Origin of the sequence: Pseudobacteroides sp. (genome assembly GCF_036567765.1) — a bacterium.
Lineage (GTDB): Bacteria > Bacillota > Clostridia > Acetivibrionales > DSM-2933 > Pseudobacteroides.
In genome coordinates, this window is the sequence record NZ_DATCTU010000112.1 from 137304 (window position 1) to 151611 (window position 14308).

15 protein-coding genes are annotated in these 14308 nt (G+C 36.4%); 12 read left to right on the plus strand and 3 right to left on the minus strand.

What is annotated here, in order from left to right; genetic code table 11:
• The first annotated feature begins 12 nt into the window (after window positions 1–12).
• Genes VIO64_RS18385 through VIO64_RS18400 form a run of 4 tightly spaced genes read left to right on the plus strand, consistent with a single transcriptional unit; the run spans window position 13 to window position 4162 of the window.
• A complete protein-coding gene (locus VIO64_RS18385) occupies window positions 13–795 on the plus strand; it encodes a hypothetical protein (protein WP_331920954.1) in 783 nt (260 codons plus the stop codon).
• Window positions 792–1817 carry a DUF4350 domain-containing protein gene (locus tag VIO64_RS18390; RefSeq protein ID WP_331920956.1) on the plus strand — a complete coding sequence of 342 codons (1026 nt, stop codon included), beginning with the start codon at window positions 792–794 and terminating at the stop codon, window positions 1815–1817. Before VIO64_RS18385 ends, VIO64_RS18390 begins: the two co-directional genes overlap by 4 nt.
• Window positions 1817–2803: a MoxR family ATPase gene (locus VIO64_RS18395; protein WP_331920958.1), complete on the plus strand. Its 987-nt coding sequence runs from the start codon at window positions 1817–1819 to the stop codon at window positions 2801–2803. Before VIO64_RS18390 ends, VIO64_RS18395 begins: the two co-directional genes overlap by 1 nt.
• Before the next feature lie 45 nt (window positions 2804–2848).
• Window positions 2849–4162, plus strand: coding sequence for a DUF58 domain-containing protein (locus tag VIO64_RS18400; protein WP_331920960.1), 1314 nt, complete (start codon window positions 2849–2851; stop codon window positions 4160–4162).
• Between the two features lie 13 nt (window positions 4163–4175).
• Here VIO64_RS18400 and VIO64_RS18405 read toward each other — a convergent pair whose 3' ends face one another.
• Complete coding sequence (locus VIO64_RS18405) at window positions 4176–5147, minus strand: stage II sporulation protein M (RefSeq protein WP_331920962.1); 972 nt, start codon at window positions 5145–5147, stop codon at window positions 4176–4178.
• A 153-nt stretch (window positions 5148–5300) separates the two neighbouring features.
• On the opposite strand from VIO64_RS18405, the gene VIO64_RS18410 reads away from it, so the two are divergent.
• From VIO64_RS18410 to VIO64_RS18420, 3 genes are all read left to right on the plus strand, one after another.
• Window positions 5301–6050, plus strand: coding sequence for an RDD family protein (locus VIO64_RS18410; protein WP_331920964.1), 750 nt, complete (start codon window positions 5301–5303; stop codon window positions 6048–6050).
• Window positions 6051–6163: 113 nt separating this feature from the next.
• Entirely contained in the window at window positions 6164–7480 is a 1317-nt protein-coding gene (lysA, locus tag VIO64_RS18415) for a diaminopimelate decarboxylase (protein ID WP_331920966.1), read from the plus strand.
• 98 nt (window positions 7481–7578) lie between these two features.
• Window positions 7579–9168, plus strand: a complete 1590-nt coding sequence (locus tag VIO64_RS18420; RefSeq protein ID WP_331920968.1) for a peptidylprolyl isomerase — start codon at window positions 7579–7581, stop codon at window positions 9166–9168.
• Window positions 9169–9218: 50 nt separating this feature from the next.
• Here the strand turns inward: VIO64_RS18420 and VIO64_RS18425 are convergent, their stop codons facing one another.
• Entirely contained in the window at window positions 9219–9860 is a 642-nt protein-coding gene (locus tag VIO64_RS18425) for a site-2 protease family protein (RefSeq protein WP_331920970.1), read from the minus strand.
• Window positions 9861–10154: 294 nt separating this feature from the next.
• On the opposite strand from VIO64_RS18425, the gene trpS reads away from it, so the two are divergent.
• The 5 genes from trpS (at window position 10155) to ytfJ (ending at window position 13828) form a co-directional block, all read left to right on the plus strand.
• Entirely contained in the window at window positions 10155–11144 is a 990-nt protein-coding gene (trpS, locus tag VIO64_RS18430) for a tryptophan--tRNA ligase (protein ID WP_331920972.1), read from the plus strand.
• A gap of 19 nt (window positions 11145–11163) precedes the next feature.
• Window positions 11164–11949, plus strand: coding sequence for a segregation and condensation protein A (locus VIO64_RS18435; RefSeq protein ID WP_331920974.1), 786 nt, complete (start codon window positions 11164–11166; stop codon window positions 11947–11949).
• A gap of 70 nt (window positions 11950–12019) precedes the next feature.
• Entirely contained in the window at window positions 12020–12571 is a 552-nt protein-coding gene (gene scpB / locus VIO64_RS18440; RefSeq protein ID WP_331920976.1) for an SMC-Scp complex subunit ScpB, read from the plus strand.
• A gap of 65 nt (window positions 12572–12636) precedes the next feature.
• On the plus strand, window positions 12637–13359 hold the full coding sequence (locus VIO64_RS18445; protein WP_331920978.1) for a DUF2953 domain-containing protein: 723 nt from the start codon (window positions 12637–12639) through the stop codon (window positions 13357–13359).
• Window positions 13307–13828: a GerW family sporulation protein gene (gene ytfJ / locus VIO64_RS18450; protein ID WP_331920980.1), complete on the plus strand. Its 522-nt coding sequence runs from the start codon at window positions 13307–13309 to the stop codon at window positions 13826–13828. Before VIO64_RS18445 ends, ytfJ begins: the two co-directional genes overlap by 53 nt.
• A gap of 93 nt (window positions 13829–13921) precedes the next feature.
• Here the strand turns inward: ytfJ and VIO64_RS18455 are convergent, their stop codons facing one another.
• Window positions 13922–14266 carry an MmcQ/YjbR family DNA-binding protein gene (locus tag VIO64_RS18455; RefSeq protein WP_331920982.1) on the minus strand — a complete coding sequence of 115 codons (345 nt, stop codon included), beginning with the start codon at window positions 14264–14266 and terminating at the stop codon, window positions 13922–13924.
• Window positions 14267–14308 lie beyond the last annotated feature (42 nt).

The window sequence follows — 14308 nt, forward strand, 5'->3', positions numbered from 1 at the left end:
GTATTCATATTAATGCATGACATTATATTCATGAATGATAGAGAAAAAAGAAAAAAGATAGCTCGAATATTCTTTATAGTCTCGACATGTTTGATAATACTAAACATATTATTACCGTGCTCTTCTTTTGCCATGACACAGGAAAGGGAGCAGCAGGTTGAGGACCATTTGAACGACATATTCTCATCAAAGGAGTTTCAAGAGTCAAACAAGGAGAAAACCCTATTGGAAAGGTTTTCTGATATTGTGGAGGACATACTAGATAGGATTAGAAGAGCATTAGGGCAATGGAAACCTCCCACAGGGGATTTGCCCATTAAGCCCCGGGTTAATTTCTCCGGGCATGGGATTATATTCTATATTTTTGTTTCTATTCTTTTGATTCTGATGGTTGCAGCGATAGTTTATTTGATAATGAAATACAGGAGAAATAACAAAAGGCTTAAGGAAGAGGAAGATTCCGAACTTTTAAGTCAGCTTAAGGATCCTGAGGAGGTAAAACTTCAGGCTATGGAGTTTTATAAAAACGGTGATTTCAGGCAGGGAATACGTTTTTTGTACCTGTCACTTATCCTTAAACTAAATGAACAGAATCTCATATTGATAAACAAGGCAAAGACAAATAAGGAGTACATGAATGAGTTAACCATGAAAGATTTTATTCATTTAGAAAGAACTCTGGAGTTTACCAGGGTTTTTAACAGATGCTGGTATGGTAACAGGAATTTGAGCAAGGAATTATTTGATAAATGGTTTCTCGAATATTCCTCTATAATAGGGGAGGTAAATTCATGAGAAATAAGAAGATTATTTCAAAAATAATTATTTTCATATTGATAGCCGCTTTTTTGGTGCTGGTAGGAATCATTACGGCAGGAATGAAGGATGGAAGGAAGTATGGCAAATATACTTCATACAGCGTAGATCCTGAGGGGGAAAAGGCTTTGTATCTACTGACGGAAAAAATGGGATACGAAGCAGTACGATACAAGAAAACAATTAGGTTTATGCCTGATTCTGTGACTATGGTGATTATACAGCCTGATTATCACACCCTGCATGAGGAAACAGAGATCAAGTACATGAAAAAATGGTTTGAAAGAGGAAATACCCTTGTTCTTATTTATGATGAGTTTGAAGAGAACAGCGGTCTTCTTGAAGACCTGGGTGCAATTTACAGCGGAAAAGTTCAATCATATAATGAATGGACAACATACAAAGTAGGCGAAGGCACCATGTATGCTTGCAAAAGCACCGAATTCTTTGTGAATGAGGGGTTGAGGGATAAGAGCGGTGCTGTTTCCTTTATAGATATTTTAGATAAAATCGGCAATAGAGTGGTGTATTTTAACGAGTACTACCACAATATAGGGGAAGGTCTTACTGTTAGAGATCTTATCGGTTTTAGCGGAGTGCTTGTATTCATTCAGATTGTATTGGGCTTTGGAGTTCTATTCCTTTCAATGTCAAAGAGACTTGGAAAGCCTGTTGTTGTATTCGAAACCGTTAAAAGGGCCGAAAATGAAAATATTCACGCGTTATCCAATATTTACAAGGTCTCTAAAGCCAACTCCTATGTCCTTGAAGTGATGTTTAAAAGACTTAAACTGGATCTTGCGAAATATCTGGGTATGGATGCAGTACCGGATGGTGCGGAGATTGTCAAGGCAGCAGCATTTGACGGAAGGACTCGTGGTTTGGATCTTGAGACAGGGTTTAACAAATGTGAAAGATATATAGAGTCGGATAATCGAAATATGGATGAGTTTGTATTTCTTGCAAAATGGATTGAGAAAATAAGAGAGGAGATAAAATAATGGAAGGGTATTTTGATGTTGGTAATAAAGATAATACGGGATTTACGCAAATAAAGGCTAAACAAATAATTGATGAGGTTTCCAAGGTTGTGGTGGGACAGTATGCCCTTATAGAGCAAATGGTTGTGGTTATACTTTCGGGGGGACATATTCTGGTTGAAGGGGTGCCGGGACTTGCTAAAACCCTTGCTGCTAAGGTCATAGCAAAAACCATCAAGGCCGATTTTAAAAGGGTTCAGTTTACACCGGATCTTATGCCGGCTGACATTACCGGTACAAAAGTATATGATGCCAAGTCGGGAGAGTTTTACCTTAGAAAAGGTCCTTTATTTACCAATATATTCCTTGCGGATGAAATAAACAGAACACCTCCCAAAACTCAGGCAGCACTCTTGGAATCAATGGAAGAAAGGGCTATAACCATTGATGGAGAGACCCATAGGCTGGGTGATCCTTTTGTTGTAGTGGCAACTCAGAACCCTGTTGAGTATGAAGGGACATATCCTCTTCCGGAAGCCCAGTTGGACAGATTTATGATGAAGCTGACAGTTGACTATATGCCTCAGAAATTTGAAAATATGATGTTAGATAAGTTTAAAATGGGCTTTACAAGCTCAAAGATAGATGATGCCGATATAAATGCAGTATGCAATTTTGAGGACATCAAGAGGTGCAGGGAAGAGATATTAAAGGTTGAAGCCAATGATGGAATAATAAACTATATAACATCTATTGTTAGGGCAACCAGAAACTCCCCAAGTTTGATACTTGGAGCAAGCCCAAGGGCATCCATTTCCATTTTACTGGCTGCCAAAACCCTGGCTGCCATGCAAGGGCGTAATTTCATTATGCCGGAAGACATAAAGGACATAGCAACGCCGGTTTTGAGGCACAGGGTGATTTTAAAACCTGAAGCCAGTATAGACGGATTGAAGAGCGATGATGTTATAAAAAATATTTTAGGTAAAGTGGAAGTTCCGAGATAAGGACTATTATAAATCAAGGAAAATGTTTTGGTTAGGAGAATAAACATGCCTTTTAGCAAAACCTTTGCAGGTTTTATAATTCTGGGGATAATACCGATTGTTTTAGGTGCTTTCTTCGGATTATCATTATATATTTTTATTTTGTATAACCTTATATTGTTAGGTCTTCTTGTTGTTGACTTTATAATAACTCCAGGGGCAGATTTGCTTGAAATAAGACGGGAGTGTGACAGGAAGCTGTCAATGGGGTCGGAGAATACTATCAAAATCCTCGTAAGGAACAATGGCAGTCATATTCTCAATATTGAGGCGAGGGACGAGGTTCCAAGCTATATGGATGTGGCTGGAGGTACTATTAATATTAAATCAATACCTCATTATGAAAATTCCGGTTCATATATTGTTGTTCCTCAAAAACGCGGCGAGTATACCTTTGGGGATATAAATATAAGGTATAGGGGCATACTCAGGCTTTGCATGAAGTACAGGAGGTTTGACACAAAAGAGAATCTTAAGGTTTATCCAAACCTTAAGGATTTAAAAAGGTACAGTTTTGCATCCCTTAGAAAGAATCTTGTGCTTATAGGCAATAAAAAAATGAAAACCTATGGAATAGGTACCGAGTTTGAAAGTCTAAGGGAATATTCGGAGGGTGACGACTACAGAAAAGTCAACTGGCTTGCAACAGCCAGGTCAAGCAAGCTGATAGTAAATAATTATGAACCTGAAAGGAACCAGCAGGTATATATAATGCTTGATTCCAGCAGGGTTATGAATACTGAGATCAACTATATCAAAAAACTTGATTATGCAATAAATTCTGCCTTCTTGCTTGCGGAGATAGCCGGTAAAAAGGGAGATAATATAGGACTTCTGGTATTCGATAAGGATGTAAAGCGGTTTGTGAAGTCAGGCAAAGGCATGACACATTTTGGCATAATCGCAGATAGTCTGTACAATGTAGAAGAAAACTTTGTCACTGCAGATTATGATAATGCACTTTTTCACCTTGGCAAACATCAGCGAAGAAGAAGTCTTTTATGCATCTTTACAGATCTCTTTAACTCCCAGGAGGCAATGGCTTTAGTTAAAGCCCTGAAGACTACAGGTAGAAATCATATACCCCTTGTAATAACCATAAAGGACATGAGGGTCTATGAAATGGCAGAAAATAAGATTGGTAATGTTACTGATATTTATGACAAGTGTGCAGCGGTTAGGGAAATTGATGAAAGAGAAAAAATACAAAGAATATTTAAAAGTGCTGGAATTGCTTCCATAGATATACCTCCGGATAAGCTTTCAATGGAGGTAGTGAACAAATATTTAAACATGAAAGCAATGATGCAATTGGGATAATAAATATAACAATTTACTCTGCACTATCTTTAGATAGCTTTTTTCTTATTATAAAAGGCAAGGCCGTATAAAGGCATACTAGTATAAAGGAAACCAGTGAAAATACCAGTTTGGCTTCTACTGAAGCATTTGACGGAGTAAAATAGCCTTCGATAATTCCTGCTATAATAAACAGCGGGATTGTCCCGCAGGTGAGATATACGGCAGTTTTGCCGCCTTTTATAAGGGAATCCTTTCGTGAGTATATCCCAGGATTGATTATTGATTTACCTATTATAAGGCCAGCAGCACCGCATACGAATATACAGAAAAGCTCAAGTACTCCATGGGGCAGAATCAATGACCAGAATATGGAGGTTACATTGTAATTTAAAGCAAGTCCTGCTGCACTGCCTAAAATAAATCCATTGAAAATAAGGATATAAGTAGTGCCCAGACCCAGTGTTATTCCGAGTGCAAAAGCCCTGAGGCCTACACCTATATTATTTGTAAATATTGATGCGGATTGTGTTGCACTATCCCATGATCCTCTGCCTGAATTGAGAGTTTTCACGCCTTCGATAAGCTCTGGAGGAATAAAAGCAGGTGCATTATCGGAATTTATTACAGTCATAATGAAACTGAAAATAACTCCTGCCATGAATAAGGCTGTTGATAAAATCATATATGCTGCGTTATCCTTCAATAACTCGGGAAAACCTTTAATATAAAATGAAAATATTTTTTTAAAGCCTGAGGATCTGGTTGAATAAATATGGCCGTGGGCTGACGAAGCAAGACTGTTTAAGTATTCTGTTGTTTTGGATTCGCCAAAGAAAGTCCGGCTATATGATAAATGGCTGCATACAATCCTATAGGACGTTATGAAGCTTTCTAGCTCGGATTTACTTAGAGTCTTAAGCTTTCTTGCCTTAAGCTTATGAAGCAGTGATTCTAAATTGCTCCAAATATATGAGTTATCATTAATAAATTTTTCTTCTCTCATGGAAAACACCCTGATTTTGTTTTATAATATTCCTGACAGGAATAATTGTAACAGAATTAGTGCTTAGTTACAATCAAAATTAAAAGTGTTATAGTCTTGCATTTATCACTTTTAATAAAGAATAAAGTGTCTTACAGTCGAAAGGAACTTTTTATGCGAAGAATAAAAGATGTAATCACTCCGGAAAATGTTTTTATTGATTTTGAGTTGGCAGGTTTAGGCTCCAGGCTTTTAGCATTTTTGACAGACTTTATAATACAATGTCTTGCCATAATCGTTGTCATTATTATAATTTATTCATCGGGTACTTCGATTTATGAAGGAGGAGAAATAGATTCGTATATTATTGCAATTAGTATTGTATTGATATTTGCAATATATAATGGATATTTTATTTTCTTTGAGTTGATTCTAAATGGTCAGTCACCCGGCAAAAGGCTCCTCAACCTTATGGTTATCAAAGAGACCGGAGAAGCGATAACGTTTTTTGACTCAGCACTGAGAAACATACTGAGGGTTATTGATTTTTTACCTTCTTTTTATTTAACAGGAGCCTTTATTATGGTTTTTAATAAGAATTATAAAAGAATCGGTGATATTGCTGCAAATACTATTGTAATAAAAAACAAAAAAAATGAGAGGCCTTTAACTGCAAATGATATTCTGGCAGGTTGCAATTTTAGCATAAATCATAGCGGAGCAAATATCTATCCAGTAAGTGAGTATGAGTTTGGAATTTTAAAGGAGTTTATGGAGAGGAAAGAAGAGCTCGGAGGTAAGAAAAGCCTGTTTGCTTACCACCTGAACAAATACTTTCATTCCAAATTCAATATCGAAATAAATGATAAAAATCCTTATGAATTTTTCGAAGAAATTATAAGAATGAACAAGGATATAAAATAGGCAAAATGAAGGATAATATATTGACTCTTGCATTTTTAAATGCTAACATTTTAATAAAGATGAAATGCTTATAAATAGAGAGTTATAATTAAAATTTAATGGATGGTGAAAATATGTTTGTATCTGAAGCTTTAAAAACAAATAGTGCAAATCATTTGGAAATCGGGGGTTGCGATGCTGTAGAATTAGTAGAAAAGTATGGTACTCCTTTGTATGTAATGGATGAAGGATTGATTAGGAAAAATTGCCGAATCTATAAAAATGCGATGGATAAGCATTATAACGGTAATGGAATGGTTCTTTATGCAAGTAAGGCTTTTAGTGCAATGGCTATATACAAGATAGTTGACAGCGAAGGTCTTGGAATAGACGTTGTTTCGGGTGGAGAGCTTTATACGGCTTATAAGGCCGGGTTTCCTATGGACAAGGTTTATTTTCACGGAAACAACAAGACAGTCGGGGAAATTGAGCTGGCCGTTGATAAAAACGTAAAAAGAATAGTTGTAGACAACTTTGAAGAACTAAAAAATATTGACAGAATTGCCGGAGAAAAAGGGAAAAAGGCGTGTATTTCATTTAGAATAAAGCCTGGAATAGATGCTCATACCCATGATTTTGTTCAGACCGGACAGATTGATTCCAAATTTGGGGTTGCACTGGAAAATGGTGAAGCCCTGGAAATAATAAAGTACGCATCAACTCTTAAAAACGTTTCTGTAGTAGGTGTTCACTGCCACATAGGGTCGCAGATATTTGATCTTGGTCCATTTGAACTTGCAGCAAAGGTTATGCTTGAGTTTATCAGCCAGATAAAAACTGAGACAGGAATCGAAATCGAAGAGCTTAACCTTGGTGGAGGGTTCGGTATAAAATACATTCCTGAGCACGATCCCATCGAGTATGACAATTATATAGAGTCTGTTTCAAAGGTTGTTAAAGGCATTTGCGAGGATAAGAGGATAAAATTGCCGTATATTGTTATGGAGCCGGGCAGATCAATAGTTGCATCAGCAGGGATAACGCTTTATAAGGTTGGTGCAGTAAAAGAAATAAAGAATGTCAGGACCTACGTATCCGTTGACGGAGGTATGGCGGACAATCCAAGGTATGCCCTTTACCAGTCACCATATGATGCTGTATTGGCCAACAGACTTGATGCACCAAAGAATGGATTGATCACTATAGCTGGTAAATGTTGTGAGTCTGGAGATATTCTTATAAAGGATATTAATTTCCCAAAAGTTCAATCAGGTGATATAATAGCTGTAATGGCTACAGGAGCATATAACTATTCAATGTCTAGCAATTACAACAGAATACCTCGTCCACCGGTTGTTTTGGTTCATGAAGGTAAATCAAGACTAATCGTTAAAGGCGAGGATTATGAGGATATTGTAAGAAATGATATAATTCCTGATGATCTAGTTTAAAAGTTCTTATAAATCTTACATTTGGACTAGAGGTGCCATTAATAAAAGGTCCTTAGTATGAACTTATGTGCAAATGCACAATGAAAGGGATGTAAATTATGTTTAGAAAAAAAGTGTCATGTTTGCTTTTGGCAGCTATTTGCAGTTTGTCTCTGGCTTCTAATATGAGTGCATCAGGGGATGGAAGCAGTGCTGCAGAACCAAAGCCCACAGTCTTGAATTCCAATGGGCAAACCGTTACGGGTGATGTATACGATACCAATAAATCCGTACAGGAAGAGGTCTACAGTACAAATACCGTGGTTGTTACACCTGTAAAGGATGTAGAGACTTCACCTGAACCTTCGCCTACGCCGAAGCCCATTGTTGACGAAATAGGATCAATCACAAATATTTCTGTAGTAATGGATAACAAGCCGCTGAATATAAGGACAATTCAAGTAAATGGCCGCTACTATGCAGCTATATCCGATCTGGCCTATTATTTGAATGTTTATTACAAAGCAGATGTTAAGACAAAGACAGTAAATATTGACAGGACTAAAAAAACTACCCTTAAAGGTGCGGAAAAGTTTATAAAAAAGACCGGTTCTCTAGAGCTTGTAAAGATTCAGCCGGGACAATACAATTTTAAGATGGATAACCTGGACACGCTTTTAGAGTCATACATATATATGGGCAAGTCCTATGTGCCAATAAGATATGTTATGGAGATGTTCGATAAAAAGATCGAATATATATCGGCAAAAAACATTATTTCCATATCTAAAATGGACAACCCTGTCATAGGAACCGTAAATGGGGTGCCATTATATAAAAACGAATATGACTTTTTCTATAACAGCCAGAGTAAAAGTGTCACACAGTCTACACCTAAAGAGAATTTGGCTAGTGAGCTCAAAAACTTAAAGCAGAAGGCATTCGATTACATAGTAGAAGAAGCCCTGATTAAGATAAATATGCCCAAAAGCCAGTCTGAGCTTAAGGCAGGTGACTATGAGGAAATAAATACATACATCAACAGGATGGTAAGCGGCTATGGCGGCATAGAAAAATTCAGGGGTGTTTTGTCTGAGGATAAGGTGTCCTTCTACCAGTTTGTACAATATGTTAAATCTAACTACGTAAGCTCCAAATATTTGAATGCACTTGTTGAGAACGTGAAATCATCAGACGAGCAGCTTCAAAAGTATTATGAAGATAATAAGAAATCGTTTGTTCAGCCCGAAACTATAAAGGCAAAGCATATATTGTTCATGACCAGGGATCAGGCAACAGGTGAAGATTACCCCAAAGAAAAAATGGAAGAGATAGAAAAGAAGGCAAAAGAAGTTTTAAAGAGCATAAGGGATGGAGCGGATTTTGATGATCTCATGGATAAGCATGGAGAGGATCCCGGTGCCAGACAAATGCCGGAAGGGTATACCTTCTCCAGAGGTGAAATGGTCAAGGAATTTGAGGATTCGGCTTTTTCAATGAAGGTAGGGGAAGTAAGCGAGCTTGTTAAGACTGTATGGGGGTATCACATTATAAAGGTCATTGAGAAGACTCCTGAAAAGCAGCTGCTATTAAGTGATATTAAGGAAGATATTAGACCTGATTTGGATGAGAAGGCTAAAAACGATTATTTAGTAGATTTGTTGGCTAAATGGAAAAAGGCAAGTAATGTAAAGAACAACATGAAATAATAATTGATAATAACAAATATAGAAAAAATAAGAGGCGATATATCCGCCTCTTATTTTATATTGAATATCTGAAGTATTGTACTGTAAATATAAACGATTGGAGGCGATATGATTTTACCTAATATGTTAGTTACAACAAGAAGCATAAAGATAATAAAACTGTATCTCTTAATGTTTGCATAGATCTCAAATCTTTCAATATCCGTAAGATTTTCAAGTATCCTTGAACCGGGAAATGGAGGAATTGGAAGTATTCCTAAAATGAAAAATACTACATTATATTGTATCCCATAATCTAAGATTTGTATCAAATTAAGTCCGACATTGTTACCTAAAGCATTGAATACATTGAATATTAGAAAAACTTTTATTATAAGTGCAAAAAGAACTGCCATAAGCAGGTTGCCGATAAATCCTGCAGCAGAAACCAGTGAATCGTCAATTCTCATGTTTTTGAAATTCCGGGGATTTATATTAACAGGCTTAGACCATCCAAATCCTATTAATACAAAAATTATAAAGCCTATGGGATCAACATGTGCTTTAGGGTTTATAGTTAGCCTTCCTTCATACCTCGGGGTTCTGTCACCAAGTTTATCTGCCATATACGCTTGAGCAAAGCCGCTGGTTACTAAAGCTATAAGAATCCCCGGTATGCTCATTATCATTTGCTGAACAGTTCTGTCAAACATTAAAAATCTCCTTGTCTTGAAATTTTATTTGAAATTCTATTATAAATAATACTAATTATTCTATCAGCTGGATAAAAAAATGTCTATATTTAAATCAACAACTAATCACCATCTATTTTAAAAGCGTTAATAATAGATAATCGTTTTTAATCTATGATTGTTTTATGCGATAACTATAATATTAATAATTTCCCTATTATATGAAAACTAAACTACAAGAGTGAACTTTTAATTGTAAATGACATATACAATATGCTAATATATAAAGAGCATATTTGAACGGAGTGTGGATTGATGAAGAAAGGTAAGATATTAAGCGGAATGAGACCTACGGGGGCTCTTCATCTGGGGAACTACTTCGGAGCCCTGGAAAATTGGGTTAAGCTTCAGAATGATTATGACTGCTATTTTTTTGTAGCCGATTGGCATGCATTGACTACAGGATATGAAAATACAGACGATATTAAAAGCAATATTAATAACCTTGTTATAGATTTCTTAAGTGCAGGACTTGATCCGGAAAAATGCAATATATTTTTACAGTCAAGCGTTGTAGAGCATGCCGAGCTTCATTTGCTCTTTTCCATGGTTACTCCATTATCATGGCTTTTAAGGTGTCCCACATACAAGGATCAGCTCGCACAGATGAAGGACAAGAACATTACCACCTATGGCTTTTTAGGCTATCCATGCCTGCAGGCAGCAGATATACTCATTTATAAAGCAAACTATGTTCCTGTTGGTGAAGATCAGCTTCCTCATCTCGAATTGACAAGGGAAATAGCAAGAAGGTTTAATTTCCTTTTTAGGGAGGTATTCCCTGAACCCCAGCCTTTATTGACAAAAGCAAAGGTTTTACCGGGACTCGACGGTAGAAAGATGAGCAAAAGCTACAACAATACAATAGCTCTTTCTGATAGTCCCGATGACATAAAGAAAAAGGTAATGACAATGATAACCGATCCGCAAAGGATTAAGAAGGACGATCCGGGGCATCCGGACGTATGTGCCGTATACGCTTTCCACAAGGTATTTAATGAGGTGGAGGTATCGGAAATAGAAGAAAATTGTAAAGGCGGTAAAATCGGCTGCGTTCAGTGTAAGCGTAATCTTGCAGAAAAAATGCTGGCTTACATGACTCCTATATATGAAAGAAGACAGGAAATATTAAATAAGCCAGACTATATCAAAGAAGTTGTATTGCAAGGAAATGAAAATGCCAGGAAGATTGCTAGGAGTACAATGGAAGATGTAAGGAATGCACTAAAAATAGACTGGGAATAAGATATGGAGTTGGATTTTCGTGGAGAGTGCGTTAACGAATGCATGTAAAATAAAGGTTCAAAATTTTGAAGGTCCTTTCGACCTTCTATTCCATCTTATCGAAAAAAACCAGATAAATATTTATGATATACCAATTAATGAAATTACTGACCAGTATATGGAATATCTTTTTGCCATGAAGGAGCTTGATTTGGAAATTGCCAGCGAGTTTTTGGTGATGGCAGCTACCCTGCTTCATATAAAGTCAAAGCTGTTGCTTCCTGATAAAAAGGAGAAAAATGCTCCTGAAGAGATTGACCCTAGGGAAGAGCTTGTATTAAAGCTTATCGAATATAAAAAGTATAAGGACTTTTCGCTGCAGTTAAGGCTCAATGAGTCTCAGTGGGAAAAGATCTACTATAAGCTTCCTGAGGTCATGGAGTTTGAGAGGGAAGAGGAAGTCCTAGAGCTGTCACCTGAAGAAATAAGAAGGGTATATATAAGGCTTCTTGAAAAAAACAGGAAGAAGATGAACAATACAGTTACAAAAATGGCCACAATAATGCAGCATGAAAAGGTATCCTTGAAATCCAAGATGAGAGAGGTATTACTGCTTTTATTCCGGAAAACAAAGCTTATTTTTTCAGATATTTTTACGCTGGATAAAAGGTCAAGGACTGAAGTTGTTACTGGATTTCTTGCAATTTTGGAGCTTTCAAAGCTGAAAAAGGTCAAACTGGAGCAGCAAAAGCAGTTTGCAGATATCGAGATATATCACTGCGGCGGCGGAGAAGAACTGATTCAAAACGATGAGAGTGACGACTGAGCTTTAAATGCCTCGCAACAACAACCAATATTGCAAAATCACTTTGCGAGTTTGTTTACTGGAGGACTTTATGGAAGAGAAGGATATAGAAGCTATTATTGAGGGAATGCTTTTTGCGGCAGGTGACCCCTTAACATTAGACAGAATATCGGAAGTTCTTGAATTAGACAAGAAGACTGTTAAGGCAATTTTAGGTAATATGGTAATAAATTACCAAAGTTCAAAGCGAGGAATAATGCTTCGTGAAATAAATGGCAAGTACCAGCTTTGCACAAGGTTTGAGCATCATGACTTTATCAAAAAGCTCTTTGAACCAAGGCAAAAGCAAGGGCTATCCACGGCGGCCTTTGAAGCACTTTCTATAATTGCTTATAATCAGCCTGTTACAAGGTCTAAGGTTGAGCAGGTAAGGGGTGTAAATTCCGATAGTGCGATATCAAAGCTTTTAGATAAAAATCTGATAAAGGAAGCCGGGAGGCTTGATGCACCAGGTAAGCCTGTATTGTACGAGACCACCGAGGAGTTTCTAAGAAGCTTTGGCTTCAAGTCAATAACCGATTTACCAAGGCTTGAGTTAAATGAGGTCCAGAGCATTGATGAAGCAGATGAGAGTAATATGTAGAACATTTGTTAATAAGTGTAATAAATAAGCGAAATTGTGGGAAAAATAGCTAAGTGAGGTGATTTATGCTTTACTTAGCTATTTTTTTATGTATATTTATAATAATTTCAATAATAATATACTTCCTAAATACCGAAGTAATAGTGGAATATGTGAGGAATGGATGGGACGACCATGTCCTTATTTCCTTTTCCCCTTTAAAGGGAATAAAATTTAAGTATGAAGTTTCACTTATGGGAATAAGAAACAACGGATTTAAGATGAAAAGAATAAAGAAAAAAAAGAAAAGACAAAACGATGAGGATGTTGAACAACGAAAGGTTTCTAAGGATGTAAAACATGACGACAGATTAGGTAAGGGAATTAACGAAATATTTGAAAGGATAGACTATTTCAAGAACAAATACGATAAGTTAAATTTATTAATTAATTATGTAATAAAGAAATTGAAATCCAAAATAAAATTAAGGAAATTTAACGTAGAAATGACCATTGGAGCTGGAGATGCATCGATTACAGGAATTATGACAGGCGTGGCATGGATGGTCACAGGTGTAATTTATTCAAATTTGTCAATGGCTTTTCCAATACATAATAAATATATAAAAATTAACAGTAATTTTTCTCGCATAGTTTTTGATGCTAATATTTTATGCATATTTAATATAAGAATGGGGCATATTATTGGAGTGGTATTTTTACTTATATTAAAATTGTTGGAAGGCGGTGGTTTGTTTGGCAGAACATCCAATACAAGGTCTTATGAATACTGCGATGAGCAACATTAAGGAAATGGTAGATGTCAATACCATTGTAGGTGATGCGGTTCAGGCACCGGATGGAACAGTTATTATACCAATATCAAAGGTTACTTTCGGGTTTGCAGCAGGCGGTGGGGAATATAATAACTGTTGTGAAGTTGATTCAAATAAAGATGACGATGATGATTCTGAAGGAAAAAAGGCCAGCAAATTTCCTTTTGCAGGAGGTAGTGGTGCGGGAGTAAGCATAGTACCTATAGGTTTTATGGTAGTGGGTAATGACCAGGTAAAGCTTTTGCCTGTTGATACCAATTCATCACTTGATAAGGTCTTGGATATGATACCTGAGATTGTCAATAAGACAACTGATGCCATCAAGAAAAAGATGGATGATAGAAAGAATGCAAAAAACAATACAAAAAATGATGAAAACAATAATAGCAATAATAATTCCCAGAGAACAGTAACTATTATTACCGATACTGAAGAAAAATGATTAAATACTATGAATGTAGAATTAAAATCGCCAGCACTTAAAGAGCGTAATATCGCTGTTTTTAGTGCTGGTTTATTATAATTAAAATAAAATTTACATGTTTATACTTTCCTTTTCGGCCTTTGTCAAAGACTTGAAAACTAAATCATAGGAGTGGTCGATCATCCAAATAATTTCGTGTTCCGGTATAGCACCATCTAACACAATAGTGTTCCAATGTTGTTTGTTAAGATGATAACCCGGGGTTATACCCGGATATTGTTGTCTAAGACTTTGTGCCACAAAAGGGTCGCATTTTAACGATACAATAACTTTGTCCGAACGGTTTGATATAAGTGCGAACATTTTAGATCCAACTTTAACAGTTGCAGGTTCAGGTCCGAAGGGAAAATCCTCATAAGCACCTTTTTTTGAAAGGCAGTAGTTCAAAACATCCATAAATTTAAAAACCTCGCTATTATAGCCAAATATAATCTAAAG

Excerpts from the sequence above, each read along its gene's own strand:
- VIO64_RS18385 (WP_331920954.1), top strand. The coding sequence starts at position 13 with ATGCATGACATTATATTCATGAATGATAGAGAAAAAAGAAAAAAGATA.
- VIO64_RS18390 (WP_331920956.1), top strand. The coding sequence starts at position 792 with ATGAGAAATAAGAAGATTATTTCAAAAATAATTATTTTCATATTGATA.
- VIO64_RS18395 (WP_331920958.1), top strand. The coding sequence starts at position 1,817 with ATGGAAGGGTATTTTGATGTTGGTAATAAAGATAATACGGGATTTACG.
- VIO64_RS18400 (WP_331920960.1), top strand. The coding sequence starts at position 2,849 with ATGCCTTTTAGCAAAACCTTTGCAGGTTTTATAATTCTGGGGATAATA.
- VIO64_RS18405 (WP_331920962.1), bottom strand. The coding sequence starts at position 5,147 with ATGAGAGAAGAAAAATTTATTAATGATAACTCATATATTTGGAGCAAT.
- VIO64_RS18410 (WP_331920964.1), top strand. The coding sequence starts at position 5,301 with ATGCGAAGAATAAAAGATGTAATCACTCCGGAAAATGTTTTTATTGAT.
- lysA (WP_331920966.1), top strand. The coding sequence starts at position 6,164 with ATGTTTGTATCTGAAGCTTTAAAAACAAATAGTGCAAATCATTTGGAA.
- VIO64_RS18420 (WP_331920968.1), top strand. The coding sequence starts at position 7,579 with ATGTTTAGAAAAAAAGTGTCATGTTTGCTTTTGGCAGCTATTTGCAGT.
- VIO64_RS18425 (WP_331920970.1), bottom strand. The coding sequence starts at position 9,860 with ATGTTTGACAGAACTGTTCAGCAAATGATAATGAGCATACCGGGGATT.
- trpS (WP_331920972.1), top strand. The coding sequence starts at position 10,155 with ATGAAGAAAGGTAAGATATTAAGCGGAATGAGACCTACGGGGGCTCTT.
- scpB (WP_331920976.1), top strand. The coding sequence starts at position 12,020 with ATGGAAGAGAAGGATATAGAAGCTATTATTGAGGGAATGCTTTTTGCG.
- VIO64_RS18445 (WP_331920978.1), top strand. The coding sequence starts at position 12,637 with ATGCTTTACTTAGCTATTTTTTTATGTATATTTATAATAATTTCAATA.
- VIO64_RS18455 (WP_331920982.1), bottom strand. The coding sequence starts at position 14,266 with ATGGATGTTTTGAACTACTGCCTTTCAAAAAAAGGTGCTTATGAGGAT.